We start from the raw sequence: 20,760 nt of genomic DNA, 5'->3' as shown, positions 1-20,760 counted from the left end.
CGAACCTACGACCCAACACCGACAATTCCCGGCCTCACGAACGACCGAGGTATTGCCGATTTTCGGCAATACCTCGGTCGAACCCAAGAAACCCCTACATCACATCCCGCACGACCATCCGCTCCGAAGCGCGCTCGATAGCCGCCTCGACCGCGCCCACCCGGTCCGCCAGCAAACCCACAGCGCCGACAGCCCGGCTCATGGGGTCTTCGTCGTCGCCGCCCAGTGCCTGCGCACGCAGGTAAGCCGCCTTCACATCCGCCCACCGTTGCGCGTCCGAAGGGCTCAGCCGTCCGCGGAGTTCGGCCAGCTTCAACAGGTTGGCTTCGGCGCCCGAGGTCAGCGTCTGCGCTTCGCCGGCGTAGTGGTCGTCGATCAGCGCTTCCAGCTCCGCGTCGTTCATCGCGGGCACGATGCGGCCGGCGAGTTTGTTCATGTTGCGGTACGAGCCTTGAAGCTGGAACGGCGGTTCGACCCGGGAAGCGTCCGCCTGCGCCGCGGAAGCGATGTACGCTTGGTTGTTCGTCAGGACGATCCGCTGCACCTTGATCAGTTTCCGCAGCACGGCGAGGATCTGCTCCAGTTCGGTCGCCGAGTACGCGTGTTTCAGCTGATCCGCCCGCGCCGAACCGTCGCCGCGGGCCAGCCGTACCAGAACGTCCACATCGGACCGTTCCCGTGAGACCAGTGGGGCCAGCACGGTATTGGCGGTGAGCGAGTTTTCGATGTAGCTCAGCGCGAACAGTTCTTCCTTGCCCGAGAGCACATCGCCGAGGTTCCACACGTCCGCGCGGTTGGCGAGCATGTCCGGGATCCGGAACCGCTTGCCCTGCTCGGTGTACGGGTTTCCGGCCATGCAGACCGCGAACCGTTTGCCCCGCAGGTCATAAGTCCGCGTCCGGCCCTCCCACACGCCTTCCATCCGCCGCTGCGCGTCGCACAGCGAGATGAACTTCTGCAGCAGTTCGGGTGAGGTGTGCTGGATGTCGTCCAGATACAGCAGCACGTTGTTGCCCTGCTCCAGCGCGAACGAGATCTTCTCGACCTCTTGCCGCGCCGTCGCGTTGGGCGCGTCCGCCGGATCCACCGACGTGACGTCGTGCCCGAGCGCCGGCCCGTTCACCTTCACGAACACCAGCCCGAGACGGCTCGCGACGTACTCCATGAGGGTCGTCTTGCCGTAGCCAGGCGGCGAGATGAGCAGCAGCAGACCGGACTGGTCGGTACGCCGCGCGTCGCCCGTCGCGCCGAGCTGTTTGGCGAGGTTGTCGCCGATCAGCGGCAAGTAGACCTCGTCGAGCAGCCTGTTGCGCACGAAGGCGCTCATCACCTTCGGCTTGTACTCCGACAGCCGCAGCCTGTCCCGTTCGGCCGCCACCAGGTCGTTGCGCAACCGTTGGTACGCGCGGAAACCCGGAACGCGGTCACGCCGGAAACGCCGTGTCCTGGCGAGTGTCTCGTCGAGCCGCAGGGTCAGCGACCGGTTGACGATCCGCGGATGCGAGCCGAGCAGACCGTCCACAGTGGCCGAAAGCTCGGCCGAAGAGTCGTAGCGCGGCAAGTCGGCCAGTTCGATCGCGACGGCCTCCGCCAGCTCGTCGTCCGGCAGACCGGCGGAGTCCACAAAGGACCGCAGCCAAGCCTCCGCGAGCTGGTGACGATCGGCGAGGTCTTCGAGCGCACGCAGATCTTCGGCGAAGCTCCGGCGATCCAGCCGGAACTTGTCGAGCAGCGTCCGCGCGCCACCGCTGGTGACGAACCCCGGCGACGCGTCGGCCAGTTCTTCGAAGAGGTATTCGCCGGCGAGTTCGAGTTCCAGCGAGAGCCCGGACGACGTCGCGAACGCGGTCATCGCCTCGGTGAGTTCCCGCGCCAGCGCGTCGATCGCCGGGGCGTGCCCGAACGCCTCCCGCACCCGCGCGAGCGACGCGGAACGCGTGGTCCAGGCGGACTTCGCCGCTTCTTCGGCACCGAAAGCCCAGAACAGCTGAGCCGCGGCCCTGGCGGCGGGCGGATAGCGCAGCAGCCCGGCGGCGGACCGCAGACGCACCAAGGCCGACAGGATCGCGGCGGCGTCGTGGTCGTGTACGCCACGCGCGTAACCCTCGTCGTACCGATCCCCCGCCGCGCGCCGGACGACATCCAGCAGATCGACGTCCGGCAGGTCGGGCTGTTCGGCCAGGATCGACGTCGCCAGATACTCGGCGCGGTAGACCTCGGCCGACTCCGAGACCAGCAGCTGATCCCAGTACGGCCGCGTCTCCTCGAACGCGGAATCCCGCACCGGCGAACGGTAGTCGGTGCCGGTGATGGCGAACTTCATCCCGCCGTCGTGCGGCACCAGGGTGAGGTCGATGTCCTGCGTGTTGACCGCGAAGGTGTTGCGGCCCAGGCGGATCGTCTCGCCACCCTCGCCGTAGAGATCCAGCCGGTCGCGCAGCGCGCGACCGGCTTCCTGGCGCGCGGCCTTGACGCGGCCTTCGAGCTCCTCGGCACGCACCTGGTCACCGAGGTCACGCAGTTCGGCGACGACGCTGCGCAGCTTCGCGACCATCGGGTCGGAGGCGAAGTAGGTGTTGATCTCGTCGACCGAGCCGAGTGTGCCGACCCTGCGGGTCACGCTCGTGAGGATCCGCTCGGCCGAATCGACCAGCCTGTCCGCGCGTCGCGCCCGCTCGTCGAGCAGCGCCTGCTTGCGCGAGGAGAACGCCTCGTAGACGTCGGTGCGCTTTTCGCCGAGCGACGCCAGGAAGTCGTCGAACTCCCCGAACCTCGATTCGAGGTTTTCCAGCTGCAGCAGCAATCTGCCGAGCTGCTCGTCGCAACGGTCCGGTGTGTCCGCGACCGCGAGCCCGCCGGTGATGGCCTGCGCGAGCAGCGCGAACTCGGCGGCGAACTCGGCCCGGCCCTCGGTCTCCAGCAGTTCCTTGCGGCGCGCGTCGAGCGTCGCGCGAGCCCGGTTGACCGCGCCGATGACCTCGCCGACGCGTTCGAGGATCTTCGTGCGCACCACGGCGTCCGCGATCTCCAGCCCGCCGACGACGTCGGTGAGGACTTCGAGCCCGCCGGACTGCTCGTCCAGCTGCTCGGCGACCGGAACCGCCTCGGCGACGGTGGAGATCGTGCCCGCCGCCTCGATGAGGCCGTCGACCTCGGCGTGATAGCTCGTGAACGCGTCTTCGCCCTGCAGGAAGCGGACGGCCCGCTGCGCCGCTTCGCTGAAATTTCCGTCGAGATCGGCGATCAGCTTGTCGACCCGTTCGGTGTCGACGTACCGCAGTTCCCGCACAGTGACGAGATGTCCGCGCGCGCGATGCATTTCCGCGAGCCGTCGCACCCACGCGTCGGCCGCGTTCAGCGCCTCGCCACGGACCTTCCGCACCAATGACGCGGTCTCGGCGGCCGCTTCCTCGACGGCTTCTGCCGCCTGCGCGGTGAGCGAGGTGACCGTCTCGAATTCGTCGAGCACCTGCTCGGCGGTGACCCGGACGTCCGACAGCGGCGACCGCAGATCGCCGAGTTCGGCCTCGCCGAGCCAGTGATAGTGGTCGAAGACCCGCGCGCACGCGGCGATCAGCGCCTCGAACACCGCCGCCGACGGCGCCATCTCCTCGACCATCCGGCCGATGGAGAGACAGTCGGAGATGCCGCGGACCAGATCGGCGTTGCCGACCCGCTCCAGCGGCCCCGTCCCGGCCGGCTGCGACGCGGCGTACGTATCCGACTGGAACGGCGTCCGCCACACCTGCATCGGGTGCACGCGGCTCGGCTCGTCGGACAACGCGCGGAACAGCACCATCGTGCCGTCGTCGAACAGCGAGTACCCGTGGCACGGGATCGGGTTCGAGACCTCTTTGCGGATCACGTTGTACGGCAGGAGCAGCGATCGGCCCTCGGCCCGCGCGTGGAAGACGTAGAGCACGTCCTCCCCGTTGGGCGAGCGGATCACGCGCTCGAATTCGAGCTCGTCCACGGTGGTGTCGAACGTCTTGCTGACACCCGTGTCGAGGTAGTAGCCGCCGGGGAAGATGATCCCGTGGTCCTCGGGCAGCCGCTGGCACGCCTGCCCGATCCCGTCGAGGCGCACCACGCTCCGGGTGCGGGTGTTGAACACCAGGTACCGGTACTCGGTCTCCTTGTACGGCAGTATCCGCAGCAGGATCAGCGGGCCGATCCTGGCGTAGGACACCTCGGCGTCGGCCAGGCTCTGCAGCGGCTCGTCGACCGGTTCGGAGTAGACGCCCTCGCCGGTTTCGGTGTTGTTCTCGACCTTGATCGTCAGGTTGCCGCCGACGGTCTCGACGAACACCTCGTCCTCGATCGAGATATGCGGATGCCGCCCGAGGACGTGCTGTTCGCGGCCGGTCTCGATCCATTCGAAGTCGTGCGACGGCGGGAAGACGTGGTCGCGTTCGCCCCGGCTGTCCACATAGGACACCTTGCCGTCGGCGGCCACGCCCCAGCGCAGCACGCGGATGTCCTCGGTCCGCGGGCCGATCTGGAACACCGCGAGCAGTTTGCCCTCGACCCGCCGCAGCTGCAGCAGCTTCGCCTGCCGGTAGTACCGGTACAGCTCGGCGAAATCGCGGACGAACTGCTCGTCGCGCAGCAGCCCCGGCAGTTCTTCGGCCGGCACGTCGTCGAAGCGGAAGGCCTGTTCGTCATGACTGAAGCCGTGCAGCGAGAAGACGTCGTCGACCGTCGTCTCGGGCTTGAGGCCGATGAAGACGTTGTAGCCGAACAACATCCGCCCGCCGACCGACACGACGTCCCGCGGCACGCAGTTGTTCTCGGTGCGGATCCGCTCCGTGCCGATCAGCGCGAGCTGCGCGCTGCCGAAGACCCCGAGCCGCGCGGTGTTGAGCTCGTCCGCGCGTTTTGCCAGCTCGGCGGCCTGTGCGGCGAGCCGGGCGCGGAGCACCTCGTAGGTGCCCGCGTCCAGCTGCTCCGTTCCTGCCGCCGGTTCGGTCGTCGTCACTGCTTCGCGGGGGCGAGGGTGGCGACGGACGTGTCAGCCAGGCCGAGCCGCTGCGCCATGGCCAGCAGCTCCTGCACCTTGCCGCTGTCCGGGCCGCCCGCCTGCAGCTGCTTGGCCAGGAAGGCCGACAGCGTCAGGTTCTTCACGTCCTCCGTGCTCACCGAGCCGACCAGTTTCGTCAGGTCGTCGGTGAAGCTGCCCGAGCCGTCGAGCCAGGCCTTCCCGAGGGTCTGGACGACGTCCGAGTGCTCGACGAACCCGTCCACGCTCTTGCCCGCCCCGATCGAGCCGATGACCTTCTCGAAGAACATCGTCTCGCCGCCGACGATGTCGATGTCGGCCTTCTCCAGCCCGATGCCCAGCACCGTGGCCTGTGCCTCGGCGACCTCGCGCTGCACGTTGAGCGCGGCGAGCCGGATCTCCTTCTCGGCCTCCAGGCGCAGGCGGTACTCCTCGTGCTCGCGGCTGGCGCTGTCGAGCGCGGCCATCGCGGCGGCCTTCTCGGTGAGACCTTCGGCCTCGCCCTTGAGCTTGTCGCGCATCGCGTCGGCGAGGACGATCGCCTTCTCGCGTTCGACGATGGCCTCGGCGCGGCCGACCTTCTCCAGCGCGTCGGCGTCGCGTTCCTTGACCTGCGCCGCGGCCAGCCCGGCGGCGGCCTCCTCGGCCTGGATGCCCTCGGCCAGGCGGATCTTCGCCCTGGTCTCCAGCTCGGCGGCCTGCTGGCGCGCCTCGGCCAGCGTCAGCTCCTCGCGGGCCTTGTGCTTGGCGGCCGCCTCGGCGGCTTCCGCGGCCTTGATGTCCTTGACGAGATTCTCCTGCGCCTCGCCTTCGGCCCGGATGATGGTGGCCTCGCGCTGGCGCTGCGCCTCTTCGACGACGCGGAGCTTCTTGATGTTCTCTTCCTGCTCCGCCACGGTCTTCTCGACCGCGATCCGCTCGCGGATGACCTCGGCGATGGAGCGCTTCTCGGTCTCGACCTCCTTGTCCTTGGCGATACGGGACAGCTCGGTCTCGCGTTCGCGGCCGATGACCTCGAGCAGGCGGTCCTTCTCGATGCGCTCGGTCTCGATGGCGATCACGCGTTCGCGGTTCTTGCCCGCGACCTCGATCTCACGCTGCTGGTTCTGGTGCTGGATGCCGAGCTGCTCGTCGGTGCGCAGGCCGGCGGCCTGCGACTTGAGCCGCTCCTCCGCCTGCACCTTGGCGATCTCCGCCTCTTCGCGCGCCCGCATGGTCTCGACCTCGCGGCGCTGCTTGATCTCGGCGTCGGCCTGCCGCCGCTCCAGTTCGAGGATCGCCTCCTTGGCGTCCACGTTCTGGCGGGTGATCTCTTTTTCCTCGCTGCGGCGGAACTCGTTGGTGCGCACGTGCTCGATCGCGGTCAGCTCGGTGATCTTGCGGATACCCTGCGCGTCGAGGATGTTCGCGGAGTCGAGCTGCGCCATCGGCGTCTGCTCGAGGTAGTCGATGGCCGCGTCCTCCAGGCTGTACCCGTTGAGGTCGGTGCCGATGACGCGGATGATCTGATCGCGGAATTCGTGGCGTTTGGTGTAGAGATCCACGAAGTCCAGCTGCTTGCCGACGGTTTTCAACGCCTCGGAGAACTTGGCGTTGAACAGCTCCTGCAGGGTCGCCTCGTCGCTGGCGCGTTCGGTGCCGATGGCCTGCGCGACCTTGATCACGTCCTCGACGGTCTTGTTGACCCGCACGAAGAACGAGATCCGGATGTCGGCGCGGATGTTGTCCCGGCAGATCAGGCCCTCGCGGCCGGTCCGGGTGATCTCCATGGCCTTGACCGAGGTGTCCATGATCTCGGCCTTGTGCAGCACAGGCAGGACGATCGCGCCGGTGAACGTCACGTCGACGCGGCGGACCTTCGAGATGATCAGTGCCTTACCCTGCGGCACCTTCTTGAACAACCTGGTGATCGTGAAGAGCAAGACCAGGAGGATGACAACTACCACGGCGATCAGAACGCCGGCCCCCACGCTGATGGCACCCATAGTGTTCCTTTTCTGCTTCAGATGTCCAAAGACTCGACCCAGAAGAACTCGCGTTCGGAGTCGTAGTCATAGAGAACTACGCGGCTGCCCGCCGTCAGGTTGCCTTGACCCGCCTGCCGAACGTCCACAATGGCCGTCGACCCGTCGGCGGCGGCGACTTCGGCCTGGCCGAAGTCGTGCGTGACCGACGAGGTGCGGATGACCGCGGCCCGGCCGACGAAGTCCTTCCTGCTCGGTTCCCTCGCGGGACCGAAGACGCGACGTAGCGGCACCACGATCACCCTCGTCCCGAGTGTGCCGAGCACGAGCGCGACGACGAGCACGCCGGCCCCGAGCCCGATCCTCGATGGTGTCGAAAGCTCAAGGTCATCGAGTAGAACCGTCCCTGCCAGGCTGGCGAACCAGGTGAATGCGATCAGCAAAGAGAGCGAAATGGACAGTGGGACGCCGCCGAAGCCCGCCAGGAGCCCGTCGCCGCCGTCGAAGTCGTCGACGTCGACGGCACCGAGCAGTGCCAGCAGCCAGTAGCCGATCACCACGATCAGCAAGAAGCTGAAGAGCACGGCCGGGAACCCCAAAGCCGCGGTGACGAACCCGCCCATCGCCGTCGTTCCCTCCCCATTACCCCGGGTCAGGACTATAACCAGCGCGTGACGCCCGGCGGGCCGTTTTCGGCTACGACTGGGTCACGGTGTGCGGAAGCGTGCGGCTGGTCGTGAGTGGCGATTCGGGTTAGAACCCGAATCGCCACTCACGACCACCTGTACCGACGACCAACCGCCGGGGTTACGCCGACCGGCCGCCCGGAAGCCATCCGGTTGGACCTGTCGCACCGTCGGGGCGAGCCCTACTCTCCAGTATTGAGAGTGACACAGGACACACCACGGTCTTGGGAGGCTCCATTGGGTTGGCACGTTCGCGAGACGATCGACGAGGATCAGCGCGAACGGCGGATCCGCCACGTCACCCGCTGCCTGAGTTGCACGCTCACCTGTGTCCACTGTGGACTTCCCACGAGATTCTCCGTGCCCGCCGGACATCCCGGCCTCGGTGTCGTCGAACACCTCCCCGGCGTGACCTCCCCCGGTCTCCCCGATCTCGCGCTGCTGCACCGATTCTGCCGGGACAACCTCGCCGCGGAGCCGGGGATCGCGCTCAGACGCGCCTATCTCGGCCTGGCGACCGAACTCTTCGAAACGGGACGGCGGATCCGCCGTCACCGCAGGCTCGGCGTGCATCCGCCACGGCCGGGAAATCTCGAGGCCTACCGAAAACGGTGGCGAGTGGCCAAAATGCGGTACGCCTGCAAGGCGTGCCGGTACTACACCGGCTCTCACTGAGCCGATTCTCCCCCGGAGGACTCGTGCTCGTTCGTCTCATCCTCGGCCTGCTCATCACCGTCGCCGGCCTCGCCTTCGCCGCCCGTCGCGCCGTCTGGCTCTACAAACTGATCCGGTCCGGCCAGCCGGACGAGAAACGCTCCGACGTCATGGCCGTCCGCGCGAAAACGCATCTGGCCGAGGTCTTCGGACAGCGCAAACTGCTCAAATGGTCCGTCCCCGGGCTCGCGCACCTGTTCACCTTCTGGGGATTCGTGATCCTCGGCTCGGTCTACGTCGAGGCGTACGGTGCCCTGTTCGACCACGACTTCCACATCCCGCTCATCGGGCACTGGGCGGTACTGGGTTTCCTTCAGGACTTCATCGCGGTCGCGGTGCTCGTCTCGCTCGCGGTCTTCGCGGTCATCCGGATCCGCCAAGCACCCGAACGGAAAGAGCGCGCGTCGCGATTCTTCGGCTCGCACACCGGCGGCGCCTGGCTGATCCTGTTCATGATCTTCAACGTGATCTGGACGATGTTCCTCTTCCGTGGCGCGTCGGCGGCGGTGGGCGTCTTCCCGTACGAGTCGGGCGCGTGGGTCTCGCTCGGCGTGGGCGAACTCCTGGAGCCACTGGGCGCCTCGGTCACCGAGCCGCTGGAGACCGTCGGGCTGCTGCTGCACATCGGCGTGATGCTGGCGTTCCTGTCGATCGTGCTCTACTCCAAGCATCTGCACATCTTCCTGGCGCCGGTCAACGTCACTGCGAAACGGCTCCCGGACGCGCTCGGCCCGCTGCTGCCGATGGAATCCGGCGGCAAGCCGATCGACTTCGAGGACCCGGGCGAGGACGACACGTTCGGCCGCGGCAAGATCGAGGACTTCACCTGGAAGGGCATGCTCGACTTCGCCACGTGCACCGAATGCGGCCGCTGCCAGTCGCAGTGTCCGGCGTGGAACACCGGGAAACCGTTGTCCCCCAAGCTGTTGATCATGGATCTGCGAGATCACCTCTTCGAGAAGGCGCCGTACATCCTGGAGGGGAAGGAAGCCCCCGAAGGACGTCCGCTCGTCGGCCCCCAGGACGACGGCGGCGTGATCGACCCGGACGTGCTGTGGTCGTGCACCACCTGCGGCGCCTGCGTCGAGCAGTGCCCGGTCGACATCGAGCACGTGGACCACGTCGTCGACATGCGCCGCTACCAGGTGATGATCGAGTCCGCCTTCCCGAGCGAGCTCGGCGTGCTGTTCAAGAACCTCGAAACCAAGGGGAATCCCTGGGGCCAGAACAACTCCGACCGGCTCGCCTGGACGAAGGACCTCGGCTTCGAGGTGCCGGTCTTCGACGGTGAACTCGCCGACGACGTCGAGTACGTCTACTGGGTCGGGTGCGCGGGCGCGTTCGACGACAACGCCCGCAAGACCGTCCGCGCCACGGCGGAACTCCTGCATCTGGCCGGGGTGAAGTACACGATCCTCGGCACCGACGAGTCGTGCACCGGGGACCCCGCCCGCCGCTCCGGCAACGAGTTCCTCTTCCAGATGCTCGCGCAGCAGACCGTCGAGACGCTAAACGCGGTGTTCGAGGGCCGCGAACCGGGTACGCGCAAGATCGTCACCACCTGCCCGCACTGTCTCAACACCCTCGGCCGCGAGTACCCGCAACTGGACGGGCATTACGAGGTCCTGCACCACACGCAACTGCTGAACCGGCTCGTCCGCGCGGGCAAGCTGACGCCGGTCAAACCGGTCGACGCCGGCCCGGTGACCTACCACGACCCGTGCTACCTCGGCCGCCACAACAAGGTCTACGAGCCGCCCCGCGAGCTCGTCGGCGCGACCGGCGCGACGCTCAGCGAGATGCCCCGGCACGCGGACCGCTCGCTGTGCTGCGGCGCCGGTGGCGCGCGGATGTGGATGGAGGAGCAGATCGGCAAGCGCATCAACCTCGAACGCGTCGACGAAGCGCTCGGCACGGACGCCGAAACGATCGTCACCGGCTGCCCGTTCTGCCGCGTGATGCTGAACGACGGCCTCGTGCAGCGGCAGAGCGAAAAGCGTGGCGAGAACGTCACCGTGCGCGACGTTTCCCAGCTACTGCTGGAGTCCGTACGGGAGCGGGACCGGACCGCGACCGAGATTTAAGGCACACGTGAGTTGGAAGTTCGGCACGCCGAACTCTAGACTCGCGGAATGGCGAATCTGCGCAAGACCGTGTGCGCGCTGGCGGCGTCGGCACTCGTCCTGTCCGCGTGCGGCGGTCCCGCCGACAGCACGGACGACAAGCGGCCCGTGGTGCTGACGACGTTCACGGTGCTGGCGGACATCGCCTCGAACGTCGCGGGCGACAAGCTGAAGGTCGAGTCGATCACCAAACCCGGCGCGGAGATCCACGGCTACGAGCCCACGCCGGACGACATCAAGAAGGCCGCGAAGGCCGACTTGATCCTCGACAACGGACTGAACCTGGAGGCGTGGTTCGCCCGGTTCGTCAAGGAGAGCGACGCTCCGCACAAGGTCGTCAGCGAGGGCGTCCAGCCCATCGCCATCGGCGAAGACGCCTATCAGGGAAAGCCGAACCCGCACGCGTGGATGTCCCCGAAAAATGTGGGTATCTACGTGGACAACATGGTGAAGGCGTTCAGCGAGCTCTCCTCCGGCGACGCCGCCGTGTTCAAGGCCAACGGCGATGCCTACAAGGCGAAACTGCAGGAGGTGCAGGACGAGATGACGAACGCGCTGAGCACCCTGCCGAAGAACGAACGCGCCCTGGTGACCTGCGAAGGCGCCTTCTCCTACCTCGCGCGCGACACCGGTCTCACCGAGCGGTACATCTGGGCGGTCAACGCCGAACAGCAGGCGACCCCGCAGCAGATCACCCGCGCCATCGAGTTCGTCAAGGAGAACAAGGTCCCCGCGGTGTTCTGCGAGTCGACCGTCTCCGACGCCCCGATGCAGCAGGTCGTCTCCGCGACGGGGGCCGCGTTCGGCGGCGTGCTCTTCGTCGATTCCCTGTCCGGGCCGGAAGGTCCGGTGCCGACGTACCTCGACCTCATCCGCCACGACTCGAAGACGATCGTCGCCGCGCTCACCGGGGCGAAACCGTGACGGCCGCGATCCGCGTCGAAGGCGTCACCGTCCACTATGGCGACGTCCTCGCGCTCGACGGTGTCGACGTCACCCTCGACCACGGCCGCGTCTGCGGGCTGGTCGGGATGAACGGTTCCGGCAAGTCGACGCTGTTCAAGACGATCATGGGCATGGTCCGGCCGGACGCCGGCACGGTCTCGATCGACGGCGGCACCCCCGTCCGCGCGCGTAAGACCGGCGTGATCGGGTACGTGCCGCAGAGTGAGGACGTCGACTGGTCGTTCCCGTTGTCCGTGCGGGATGTCGTGATGACCGGCCGCTACGGACGGCTCGGCTTCACCCGCCGTCCGCGTCGCGCTGACCACGAAGCCGTCGACCACGCGCTGGAGCGGGTCGAACTGACCGACCTCGCCGGACGCCAGATCGGCCAGCTGTCCGGTGGGCAGCGCAAGCGCGCGTTCGTCGCGCGCGGGATCGCGCAGGGCGCACGTGTCCTGCTGCTGGACGAGCCGTTCGCCGGCGTGGACAAGCGCTCCGAGGCCACGATCACCCGGCTGCTCAAGGAACTCGCGGCCGGCGGCGCCGCGGTCCTGATCTCCACCCACGATCTGCACGCGCTGCCCGGCCTGGCCGACGAGGCGATCCTGCTGATGCGCAAGGTGCTCGCGCACGGCTCCCCCGGCGAGGTGCTCCGCCCCGAGAACCTCGCGCTGGCCTTCGGACTCGACGTCCTGCAACGGGAAGAAGAACCCGCGTGAGTCTCTACGACCTGTTCCTCGAACCACTGAGCTACGACTTCATGGTGCGGGCGCTGGCGTCCACGGTCGTCGCGTCCGCGGTCTGCGCGGTGCTCTCCTGCTGGCTGGTGCTGATCGGCTGGTCGCTGATGGGTGACGCGGTCTCGCACGCGGTACTGCCCGGCGTCGTGCTCGCGTACGTCCTCGGCGCGCCCTTCGCGCTGGGCGCCGTGGTCTTCGGTTTCCTCGCCGTGGCGCTGATCGGCGTCGTCCGGGACACCAGCCGGGTCAAGGAGGACGCCGCGATCGGCATCGTGTTCACCACGCTGTTCGCGCTCGGGCTGGTGCTGATCTCGGTGACGCCGAGCCAGACCGACCTGAACCACATCATCTTCGGCAACCTGCTCGGCGTCGACACCTCCGATCTGATCCAGATCGGCGTCCTCGGCGCGATCACACTCACCGTGCTGGTGCTCAAACGCCGCGATTTCACCTTGTACGCCTTCGATCCCACGCACGCGCACGCGATCGGGCTCAACCCGCGCGTACTCGGCGCCGCGCTGCTCGGCCTGCTCGCGCTGACGGCGGTGGTGGCGCTGCAGGTGGTCGGCGTGATCCTGGTGGTGGCGATGCTGATCATCCCCGGCGCGACGGCGTACCTGCTGACCGACCGGTTCGGCCGCATGCTGGTGATCGCGCCGTCGTTCTCGGTGCTCGCGGCGGTGGCCGGGCTGTACCTGAGCTACCACCTCGACACCGCGTCCGGCGGGATGATCGTGCTGGTGCAGGGCGCCGGGTTCACGCTGGTGTACCTGTTCGGGCCGCGGCACGGGATCGTCGGGAAGCGGCTGGCCAAGCGTCGCCGGGAGACGGCACGGGCGGCGGCGTAACCGGACAATCACCCCGCGCTCTGTGTCTCTCGTGACATGGGTCTGGACCGCCTCTTAGGTTAGGCTCCCCTCATGTCTACGGAAGACGCGCTGCTCACCGGCCATGACCTGGTGCTCGCGCACCAAGAGCGGGCCGTGGTGGACGGGGTGTCCCTGTCCTTGCGCGCCGGCACGGTGACCGCGCTGGTCGGGCCGAACGGCTCCGGCAAGTCGACGCTCCTGCGTTCGCTGGCGCGGCTGCACAAGCCCCGCGAGGGCGGCGTCCGGCTCGGAGAGCGCGCCGTCTGGGGCGGCAACGCGTTGTCCGGCAAGGAATTCGCCCGTCAGGTCACGCTGCTGACGCAGCACCGGCCCACCCCGAGCGGGGTCTCCGTGCGCGACGTCGTCTCCTACGGCCGGTACCCGTACCGCTCCGGCTGGCGCGGGGTCGACATCGACGGCGCCGCCGCGATCCGCCGCGCGATGGAGCTCACCGGCGTGACGGCGATGGCCGAACGCGGTGTCGACGAGCTCTCCGGCGGCGAGCTCCAGCGCGTCTGGCTCGCTTCCTGCCTCGCGCAGCAGACCTCGGTGCTGCTGCTCGACGAGCCCACCAACCATCTCGACCTGCGCTATCAGGTCGAGATCCTCGACGTCGTCCGCGATCTGGCCAACGAAGGCGTCGCGGTCGGCGTGGTGCTGCACGACCTCGACCACGCGGCGATCATCGCCGACGAGGTCGTCCTGCTGAGCGAGGGAACCATCGTGGCCACGGGTGACATCGGGCAGGTGCTCACCTCCGAGCACCTCTCCCAGGCCTACGGCGTCACCGTCCACGTCGCGAACGACCCGGTGACGGGCGCGATCCACTGCAGGCCACTCGGGCGGCATTCGCCCAGGCCCGCCTGAGAAATCCAGGAAGAACCATGCGTTTGCTGACCCCTGCCGCCCTCGTCGCGGCGACGGCCCTGCTGTTGTCCGCGTGCGGCACCACGGAGAACACCGCGGCCGCGCCGAGCGAATCCGCCGCCGCGAGCGGACCGGTCACGGTGACCGACGCGCGCGGCAAGGCCGTCACCCTCAAGGCCCCGGCGAAGCGCGTGGTCGCGCTGGAGTGGGGCGAGGCCGAGATGGTCGCGTCGCTCGGTGTCATGCCGGTCGGCGCCGCGGACGTCGCGGGCTACAACGTCTGGGACAAGGCCGCTCCCCTGACCCCGGAGGTCAAGGACGTCGGCAAACGCAACGAGCCCAGCGTCGACGCGATCGTGGGGCTGAACCCCGACGTCGTCATCATCGCCGACGAGCGCGACTCGACGCTGGTCCCGCAGATCGAGAAGTACGTGCCGGTCGTGGTGACCAAGTCCAGTGACGCGAGCCGGAACTTCGACCGCCTGCGCGAGGACTTCAAGCTGATCGCCAAAACGGTCGGCAAGGAGGCCGAGGCGGACAAGCAACTGTCCGAAATGGACGCCAAACTCGCCGAGGGCAAGAAGGCCGTCGAGGCCAAGGGCGCCGCGGGCACCCCGTTCCTGATGGCCGACGGCTACCTCGAAGGCAGCACCGTCAGCATCCGCCCGTTCGGCAAGGGTTCCCTGGTCTCCGACACCGCCGAGGCCGTCGGCCTGAAGAACGCCTGGACCGGCAAGGTCGACCCGCAGTGGGGGCTCGGCCAGACCGACGTCGAGGGCCTGACCGCGATCACCGACCCGAAGACCGTCCTGTTCTACAGCGCTTCCGAGGAAGACGTCTTCACCACCGGGCTCGCGCAGAACGCCGTCTACCAGCGGCTGCCGTTCGTGGTGTCGAAGAAGATCCACAAGCTCGACGCGGGCACCTGGACCTTCGGCGGACCGAAGTCGATCATCATGACCGCCGACCAGATCGTGAAGGCAGTCACGACCTGATGCGTGCCCGCACCATCGCGGTGTCGGCGGGGCTGGTGGTACTCATCGCCGTCCTCGCCGGCATCCACCTGACCCAGGGCACTTCGACGTCCGGTCCGCTGGACGTGGTGAAGGCGATCTTCGGCCAGGGCGACGCGCAAACCCTCGCGGTGCTGGAAGGTGCGCGCGTCCCCCGGCTGCTCGCCGCGTTGCTGCTCGGGATCGCGCTCGGTGTCGCGGGCGCGGGAATGCAGTCCGTGGCACGGAATCCGCTCGCCTCGCCGGACACGCTCGCGGTCAACGCGGGCGCGCATTTCGCCGTGGTCGCCATCTCCGCGTTCGGGCTCTCGCTGCCGCTCGTGCCGGTGGGCGGGGCGGCGTTCGTGGGCGGGCTCGCCGCGGCCGTCGTCGTCCTCGGTCTCGCGGGCGGCGGTGCCGCGAGCCCGCGGCTGGTGCTCGTCGGTTCGGCGATGCTGCTGGCGCTCCAGTCGGTGACCGTCCTGCTGCTGCTCCTGTTCGAGGAGGAGACGAGCGGGCTGTTCGCCTGGGGCAGCGGTTCACTGACGGTGGCCGACCTGCGCGCGACCGCCCAGATGACGCCGATCGTGGTGATCGCCGTGGTGGCGCTCATCGCGATGGGCGGCAGGCTCGACATCCTCGCCCTCGGCGACGACAACGCGACCGTGCTCGGCCTGCGCGTCCGCCGCACGCGGGTCACCGCGATCGTGCTGACCGTCGCGCTGACCGCGGCGGCGGTGACCGTCGCCGGACCGGTCGGGTTCGTCGGGCTGAGCGCGCCGGTGATCACGCGGCTGCTGCTGCCGATCGCCAAACATCGTGCCCTGCTGCCGGTTTCCGGGCTGGTCGGCGTTGTCACGGTGCTCGGCGCCGACGTCGTCCTGCGGGCGATCATGGGCTCGGCCGCCGCCGTGCGGGTGCCGACCGGGGTGGTGACCACGATCGTCGGCGCCGTCGTGATGGTGTGGCTGGCACGGCGCGGCCGGGGAAGCGGCTCGCGCCGTCCCGCTCCGGCCGGGCGGGTCGGGGTCGCCGGATCGACCCGGCGGCTCGTGCTCATTTCGGTCGTCCTGGTGGGTCTCCTCGCTGTCGTCCCGGTGGTGGGCCTGATGCTAGGCGACCGCCTGGTGCTGCTCGGCGATCTCGCGAACTGGGTCACCGGCAACACCGGGACCGCGCTCACCTTCGTGCTGGACCAGCGCCTTCCGCGGGTGCTGGCCGCGCTGCTCGCCGGTGCCGCGCTGGCCGTGTCCGGCTGCGGGATCCAGTCGGTCAGCCGCAACCCGCTCGCCGAACCCGGGTTGCTCGGCATCACCGCGGGCGCCGGGCTCGGCGCGATCACGCTGATCACCATCGTCCCCGCGGTCGGCGCCTGGTCGATCGCCGGTGCCGCCGGCGTCGGCGCGACCGTGGTGTTCCTGCTGGTCTACGGGCTCGCGTGGCGGTCGGGGCTGGATTCGGACCGGCTGGTGATCATCGGCATCGCGGTCTGGTCGGCCGGGATGGCGCTGATCACGCTGCTGATCGTGGTCTCCGACCCGTGGAACTCGGCCAAGGCGCTGACCTGGCTGTCCGGTTCGACCTACGGCCGCACGCTGGAGCAGGTCGTGCCGGTCGCGCTCGCGCTCGTCGCGCTGACGCCGCTGCTGTGGATCAAGCGCCGGGAACTCGACCTGCACGCCCTCGACGAGGACACTCCGCGTGTGCTCGGGGTGCGCATCGAACGGTCACGGCTGGTGGTGCTGGCGGCGTCCGGGATCCTGGCGGCCACGGCGGTGTCCGCCATCGGCGTGGTCGTCTTCGTCGGTCTGGTCGCACCGCATCTGGCGCGCTCGCTGGTCGGTGGACGGCACGGGCGGGTCGTCCCGGTGGCCGCGGCGCTCGGTGCGCTGCTGGTGAGCGTCGCGGACACGCTGGGGCGGACGGTCATCGCGCCCGCCCAGATCCCGGCGGGTCTGGTCATCGCGATGGTCGGGACGCCGTACTTCGTGCTGGTGCTCTGGAAGACCCGGCCGTAGCGAGCCGTCAGGATGCCGGGAAGGCGAAGGTGCGTGGTGGAGTCGGCGGTGCGAGCGGGCTCACCACTGAGGCTTAGCGTCCCCGGACTGTCCAAAAAGGTCACTTTTCGAGATCAAAGCGTCCAATTTGGGTACTTTGCGCAGTATTGCCCGGGGGTCGTGAGTGGCGATGGTCGTTCTAACCCTCTTTAGCACTCACGACCTCAGTACAAAGCGTCCAAATCGGGCATCGAATCAGTCTCGGCGTCCCTTGTGGACAGTTCAGGCCACGATCGGCCCCCACGGGTCGCCTGGGCTGAAGGGGCCCTTCACCGCATGCGATGCGGTGAAGGGCCCCTTCGGCCCACGGAACTACAGGGTCTTCTGGAGGTGCGTGGCGAGCAGCTTCGTGAAGCGCGCGGGGTCGGCCAGTTCGCCGCCTTCGGCGAGCAAAGCCATGCCGTACAACAGTTCCGCGGTCTCCGCGAGCCCCTCGGACTCGCCCTTCTCGGTGAACGAGGACCGCAGCCCGGACACCAGCGGGTGCCCCGGGTTCAGTTCCAGGATCCGCTTGATCTGCGGCAGCTCCTGGCCCATCGCGCGGTACATCTTCTCCAGCGTCGGGGTGACGTCGTTCGTGTCGCCGACGATGCAGGCGGGCGACGTCGTCAGCCGCGACGAAAGCCGGACCTCCTTGACCTGCTCCCCGAGCGTCTTCGTCAGCCAGGTCAGCAGCCCGGAGAACTCTTCCTTCTGCTCGTCGGTGGTGTCGGAGTCGAGTTCGACCTCGCCCTTCGCGACCGACTGGAACTGCTTCTCCTCGTAGCCGGCGACGGCGTCGACCCACATCTCGTCGATCGGGTCGGTGAGCACGAGCACCTCGTAACCCTTGGCCTGGAAGGCTTCCAGATGCGGGGAGTTCTCGATGCTCTGCCGCGACTCACCGGTCAGGTAGTAGATGTGCTCCTGGCCGTCCTTCATCCGCTCGATGTACTCACGCAGCGACGTGAGCTTCTCCGGGTCGTTCGTCGAGGCGAACGAGCAGATGTCGAGGATCGCGGTGCGGTTCTCGTGGTCGTCCAGCAGGCCTTCCTTGACGGCGCGGCCGAACTCCTTCCAGAAGGTGTCGTACTTGTAGCGGTTCTCGTCGGCCATCAGGGTCTTGACCGTCGACAGCACCTTCTTGACCAGGCGACGGCGGATCAGCTGGATCTGCCGGTCCTGCTGCAGGATCTCGCGCGAGACGTTGAGTGAAAGGTCCTGCGCGTCGACGACGCCCTTCACGAAGCGCAGGTACTCCGGCATCAGCGCTTCGCAGTCGTCCATGATGAAGACGCGCTTCACGTACAGCTGGACGCCGCGTTTGCGCTCCCGCATGAACAGGTCGAGCGGCGCGTGTCCCGGCAGGAACAGCAGCGCCTGGTACTCGAAGGTGCCCTCGGCCTGGAGCCGGATCGTCTCCAGCGGGTCGTTCCAGTCGTGCGCGACGTGCTTGTAGAACTCGTTGTACTCGTCCTCGGTGACGTCGGACGACGGGCGCGCCCACAGTGCCTTCATCGAGTTGACCGTGACGACCTCTTCGCCTTCGGTCATCCGGATGGGCCAGGTGATGAAGTCCGAGTACTTCTTGACGATCTGCTTGATCTTCGTGGCCGAGGTGTAGTCGAAGAGCTGGTCTTCGGCGTCCTCGGGCTTGAGGTGCAGGATCACCGACGTGCCCTGCGGCAGGTCCGGGACCGTCTCGATGGTGTACGTGCCCTCACCCTCGGACTCCCAGCGGACGCCCTCGTCCGATCCGGCGCGGCGGGTCAGCAGCGTGACCTTGTCGGCCACCATGAAGCTGGCGTAGAAGCCGATGCCGAATTGGCCGATCAGATCCTGCGAGGCCGCGGAATCCTTGGTCTCCTTCAGTTTCTTCAGGAATTCGGCGGTGCCGGACTTCGCGATCGTGCCGATCAGCGCCACGACGTCGTCCCGGCTCATCCCGATTCCGTTGTCCCGCACGGTGAGGGTGCGGTTTTCGGGGTCGGTCGCGATCTCGATGTGGAGATCGTCGGTGTCCGCCTGGAGTTCCTTGTCGCGGAACGCTTCGAGGCGGAGTTTGTCCAGTGCGTCGGAGGCGTTGGACACCAGTTCCCGCAGGAAGGTGTCCTTGTTCGAGTAGATCGAGTGGATCATCAGCTGAAGCAGCTGACGTGCCTCCGACTGGAACTCGAGTGTTTCGGCAGAGGTTGTCACGGGCCGATATTACCCAGCGTGGAACGGGCTCAGGCCAGCCTCTGCCTCGCCACCTCGGTGAGCCCCTCGCCAGTGGCCTGCTCGATCGTCGTGACGGCTGACCGGCCGTCGGTCTCGACGGTCGCGATGACATTGCCGAAATGCGGTCCCGACGTCTTCCGCCAGTCGAGGGGAAGGGGCGCGACGCCGCCGCGTTCCGCCCAGCGGCGCGCCGGCGACGCCAGCCGGGCCGACCAGGTGGCGCCGAAAGCCAGCCTGAGCGGCCGCGGCATCGCGTTGTGCACCGGCGAGCAGGTGAGCTGGTACACCGCCGACGCCACCGGCTCCGGATACCGCGCCTCGGCGATGTAGGCGTGGTGGACGTCGCCGGAGAGCACCGCGATGGTGGCGGGCGGATCGTCCCGGCGGCCCTCGCGCGCGATCATCGCCGCGAGCCGGTCGAACGACGCGCGGAACGACGCCCAGTGTTCGAGGTCGCCCGCCTGCCGGATCTTCTCCGCGAGCCGTCCCCGCCACCCGGGACGGGCACAGGCACGCTCGTTCAGCGATTGCAGGTGGGAGATCACCGGCGGCAGCAGCCACGGCAGCGAGGAGCCGATGAGCAGGTGGTCGCACGGCGCGGCGGCGTTCTCCTCGATCCAGTCGAACTCGTCGTCGTCCACCATGCACCGGGCGCCGCCCACCAGGATCCGCCCCGCCCGGCTGTCGATGACCAGCAGCCGCACGCCGCCGAAGTCGCGGCGGTAACTCCAGCGCGCGCCCTTGGTGCCGTCGCGGTCGTCGTCGGCCTCGTCGGCGAATTCGGTGAGCAGGCCGGCGTTGTCCCCGCCGGAGGCGATGGCTTTCTGGAAGGTCGGGTCCTCGGCGAGTTCGGCGGGGCCGAGGTTCCCGAGGTGCTGGTAGACCCAGTACGACATGATCGCCCCGCGCAGGCGCTCCCGCCACCACGGCTGCGCGCGCATCTGCTGCCGCCAGGTGTGGGAGGTGTTCCAGTCGTCACGGACGTCGTGGTCGTCGAAGATCATCGACGTCGGCACCGTGGACAGCAGCCAGCGGATCACCGGCTCGCCCCAGGCTTCGAGGTAGAGGTGGGTGTACTCCTCGAAATCCGTCACTTCCGTGCCCGGTGGTTTCGACGTGTCGCGACGCCGCTTCAGCCATTCCTGCGTCTCGTCGGTGGTCTCGTCGGCGTAGACCTGATCGCCCAGCATCAGCAACGCTTGCGGCCACTCGGTTTCCTCGCCCGCGGCCATCCGGTGGGCATACGCGGCCAGCGCGTCCGGGCCGAAGACGTCGCCGTCGTGCGGTTTGCGGCAGGAGCCGAACACGAGCCGGACCCGGGACTCGTTCCGGGGCAGGGTGCGGATGCGGCTGGGCGGGAAGCCGGAATCCTCCGGCGGCCATGCCTTTTCGCCGTCCACGCGCACCTCGTACTCGTGGCACGAGCCCGGTTCGAGACCGGTCAGGACCAGCAGCGCGTAGTGGTGGCCGCGGATCTCGAACGTCCTCGCCGTGACACCGAGGACTTCGACCTCACTCGCGGTGGCGGTCTCGACCCATACCGTCGCCGACGTCTCGTCGACGTGACGCAGCAGCGGACCCAGGCGCAGGCTCATTCCCGAAACG

At 68.1% G+C, this 20,760-nt stretch carries 13 protein-coding genes; 8 read left to right on the top strand and 5 right to left on the bottom strand.

Annotated elements, in window-relative coordinates; all coding sequences use genetic code 11:
- Positions 1 to 94 precede the first annotated feature (94 nt).
- The 3 genes from AORI_RS47815 to AORI_RS47805 form a co-directional block, all read right to left on the bottom strand.
- A complete protein-coding gene (locus AORI_RS47815) occupies positions 95 to 4,978 on the bottom strand; it encodes a DNA repair ATPase (protein WP_016331754.1) in 4,884 nt (1,627 codons plus the stop codon).
- A complete protein-coding gene (locus AORI_RS47810; protein WP_228688311.1) occupies positions 4,975 to 6,921 on the bottom strand; it encodes a flotillin family protein in 1,947 nt (648 codons plus the stop codon). The genes AORI_RS47815 and AORI_RS47810 overlap by 4 nt, the downstream gene beginning before the upstream one ends.
- Before the next feature lie 80 nt (positions 6,922 to 7,001).
- The gene (locus tag AORI_RS47805; RefSeq protein WP_016331752.1) at positions 7,002 to 7,586 is read right to left on the bottom strand and encodes a hypothetical protein; all 585 of its coding nucleotides are present in this window, start codon (positions 7,584 to 7,586) and stop codon (positions 7,002 to 7,004) included.
- 300 nt (positions 7,587 to 7,886) lie between these two features.
- Between AORI_RS47805 and AORI_RS47800 the strand changes: the two genes are divergently transcribed.
- The 8 genes from AORI_RS47800 (at position 7,887) to AORI_RS47765 (ending at position 16,917) form a co-directional block, all read left to right on the top strand.
- Positions 7,887 to 8,324 carry a hypothetical protein gene (locus AORI_RS47800; RefSeq protein ID WP_016331751.1) on the top strand — a complete coding sequence of 146 codons (438 nt, stop codon included), beginning with the start codon at positions 7,887 to 7,889 and terminating at the stop codon, positions 8,322 to 8,324.
- A gap of 23 nt (positions 8,325 to 8,347) precedes the next feature.
- The gene (locus tag AORI_RS47795; protein WP_016331750.1) at positions 8,348 to 10,447 is read left to right on the top strand and encodes a (Fe-S)-binding protein; all 2,100 of its coding nucleotides are present in this window, start codon (positions 8,348 to 8,350) and stop codon (positions 10,445 to 10,447) included.
- A 48-nt stretch (positions 10,448 to 10,495) separates the two neighbouring features.
- Positions 10,496 to 11,410: a metal ABC transporter substrate-binding protein gene (locus tag AORI_RS47790; protein WP_016331749.1), complete on the top strand. Its 915-nt coding sequence runs from the start codon at positions 10,496 to 10,498 to the stop codon at positions 11,408 to 11,410.
- Positions 11,407 to 12,150 (top strand): metal ABC transporter ATP-binding protein, encoded by a 744-nt coding sequence (locus tag AORI_RS47785; RefSeq protein WP_016331748.1) that lies wholly within the window; start codon positions 11,407 to 11,409, stop codon positions 12,148 to 12,150. Before AORI_RS47790 ends, AORI_RS47785 begins: the two co-directional genes overlap by 4 nt.
- Complete coding sequence (locus AORI_RS47780) at positions 12,147 to 13,019, top strand: metal ABC transporter permease (RefSeq protein WP_016331747.1); 873 nt, start codon at positions 12,147 to 12,149, stop codon at positions 13,017 to 13,019. Before AORI_RS47785 ends, AORI_RS47780 begins: the two co-directional genes overlap by 4 nt.
- Positions 13,020 to 13,091: 72 nt before the next feature.
- Positions 13,092 to 13,907: an ABC transporter ATP-binding protein gene (locus tag AORI_RS47775; protein ID WP_016331746.1), complete on the top strand. Its 816-nt coding sequence runs from the start codon at positions 13,092 to 13,094 to the stop codon at positions 13,905 to 13,907.
- A 17-nt stretch (positions 13,908 to 13,924) separates the two neighbouring features.
- Positions 13,925 to 14,902 (top strand): ABC transporter substrate-binding protein, encoded by a 978-nt coding sequence (locus tag AORI_RS47770; protein ID WP_016331745.1) that lies wholly within the window; start codon positions 13,925 to 13,927, stop codon positions 14,900 to 14,902.
- Positions 14,902 to 16,917 carry an iron ABC transporter permease gene (locus AORI_RS47765; RefSeq protein ID WP_016331744.1) on the top strand — a complete coding sequence of 672 codons (2,016 nt, stop codon included), beginning with the start codon at positions 14,902 to 14,904 and terminating at the stop codon, positions 16,915 to 16,917. The genes AORI_RS47770 and AORI_RS47765 overlap by 1 nt, the downstream gene beginning before the upstream one ends.
- A 351-nt stretch (positions 16,918 to 17,268) precedes the next feature.
- Here AORI_RS47765 and htpG read toward each other — a convergent pair whose 3' ends face one another.
- Complete coding sequence (htpG, locus tag AORI_RS47760; RefSeq protein ID WP_016331743.1) at positions 17,269 to 19,134, bottom strand: molecular chaperone HtpG; 1,866 nt, start codon at positions 19,132 to 19,134, stop codon at positions 17,269 to 17,271.
- A 29-nt stretch (positions 19,135 to 19,163) separates the two neighbouring features.
- On the bottom strand, positions 19,164 to 20,750 hold the full coding sequence (locus AORI_RS47755; protein WP_016331742.1) for an alkaline phosphatase D family protein: 1,587 nt from the start codon (positions 20,748 to 20,750) through the stop codon (positions 19,164 to 19,166).
- Positions 20,751 to 20,760 lie beyond the last annotated feature (10 nt).

Origin of the sequence: Amycolatopsis keratiniphila (assembly GCF_000400635.2) — a bacterium.
Taxonomy (GTDB): Bacteria; Actinomycetota; Actinomycetes; order Mycobacteriales; family Pseudonocardiaceae; genus Amycolatopsis; species Amycolatopsis keratiniphila.
The sequence above is the reverse complement of the archived record's forward strand: the minus strand, read 5'-3'. Positions and strand labels throughout refer to the sequence as shown.